At 66.1% G+C, this 1,674-nt stretch carries 2 protein-coding genes; both read left to right on the forward strand.

Features of this window, described 5'->3' with window-relative positions:
- The coding region (locus ACRDUX_RS16250; RefSeq protein ID WP_526415044.1) for an ATP dependent DNA ligase at nucleotides 1–645 on the forward strand (645 nt) is incomplete at its 5' end.
- Nucleotide 646: 1 nt separating this feature from the next.
- Nucleotides 647–1,674 (forward strand): non-homologous end-joining DNA ligase (ligD, locus tag ACRDUX_RS16255; RefSeq protein ID WP_526415045.1); only part of this gene is annotated, 1,028 nt, incomplete at its 3' end.

The raw sequence follows: 1,674 nt of genomic DNA on the forward strand, positions 1-1,674 counted from the left end.
CTGTTCGACCAGCCGTTTCGCGTGCGGCGTGAGGCGCTCTCGGAACTGGTCGCCGAAAAGCAGTGGTGCCACGTCACCCGCACCACCGAGGACCCCGAACTCGGCACGCACTGGCTCACCACGTTCGAAGGGGCGGGGCTCGACGGCGTGATCGCCAAACGTCTCGACGGGCCCTATCTGCCTGGCAAGCGGGAGATGGTCAAGGTCAAGCACAAGCGCGACGCCGACTGCGTGGCGATCGGCTACCGCATCCACAAGAGTGGAGAGGGTGTCGGATCCGTGCTGCTCGGGCTGTACCGAGATGACGGTGAACTCCAGATGGTCGGTGGCGCAGCATCGTTCAGTGTCAAGGACCGCCTCAAGATGCTCGCCGACCTCGAGCCGCTGCGCGAGGGTGAACAGGTCAACGATGGCGAACCGTCGCGGTGGAACTCGGCCGCCGACAAGCGCTGGATACCGGTGCGGCCCGAGAGGGTCGCCGAGGTCGCCTACGACCAGATGGAGGGCAACACCGCGGGAGGTCAACGGTTCCGCCACGCGGTGAAGTTCGTGCGGTGGCGGCCCGACCGCGAACCATCGAGCTGTACCTTCGCTCAACTCGACACGCCGCTGAACTACGACCTGTCCGACGTATTGGAGAGCTGAGATGGCCAGTGCTGCAGAAGAAGTCGACGTCGGCGGCGTCACGGTCAGATTGACCAACCCGGACAAGGTGTACTTTCCGAAGCTGGGGGCGAATGGCACCAAGCGCACGCTCTTCGACTACTACCTCGCCGTCGCCGAACCCATGCTCGCCGTGCTCCGTGACCGGCCGACGCATCTGCAAAGGTTCCCCGACGGCATCGACGGGGAGGAGATCTACCAGAAACGCGTTCCCGCAAAGCATCCCGACTATCTGCAGACTTGCCAGGTCACATTCCCGTCAGGGCGGACCGCGGACGCGCTGAAGGTGACGCACCCGTCGTCCATCGCGTGGGCGGCGCAGATGGGCACCATCACGCTGCATCCGTGGCAGGTGCGCTGCCCCGACACCGAACACCCCGACGAGCTGCGCATCGACCTGGATCCCCAGCCGGGCACCGCGTTCAAGGAGGCCAGCGAGATCGCGGTGGACGTGCTGAAACCCGTTCTCGACGAGCTCGGTATCGTCGGCTACCCGAAGACCTCGGGAGGGCGCGGCGTGCACGTCTTCATCCGGATCAAACCGGACTGGGACTTCATCGCCGTCCGCAGGGCGGGTATCGCGCTGGCCCGCGAGGTCGAGCGGCGGGCGCCCGATCGGGTCACCACGTCGTGGTGGAAGGAGGAGCGCGGCGAGCGGTTGTTCATCGACTACAACCAGAACGCCCGCGACCGTACGTTCGCCTCGGCGTATTCCGCGCGCCGGACCGACATCGCCACGGTGTCGACGCCGTTGAGTTGGGCCGACCTGGCCGGTGCCGACCCGGACGACTACACCATCGCGACGGTCCCGGACCTGGTGGCCAAGCGCGCCGACCCGTGGGCGGACATCGAATCGGTTGCGCACTCGATCGAGCCGCTCCTCGAGATGGTGCAGGCCGACGAGGAACGTGGCCTCGCCGATCTGCCCTACCCGCCTGAATTCTCTAGGAAGTGGCTATGTGCGGGCGTGTCGGGCCAGATCAAGTCGGGATCTGGCCTACGTTGTGGGGG

The organism is Mycobacterium sp. (assembly GCF_050701675.1).
In the GTDB taxonomy this organism is placed as follows: Bacteria; Actinomycetota; Actinomycetes; order Mycobacteriales; family Mycobacteriaceae; genus Mycobacterium.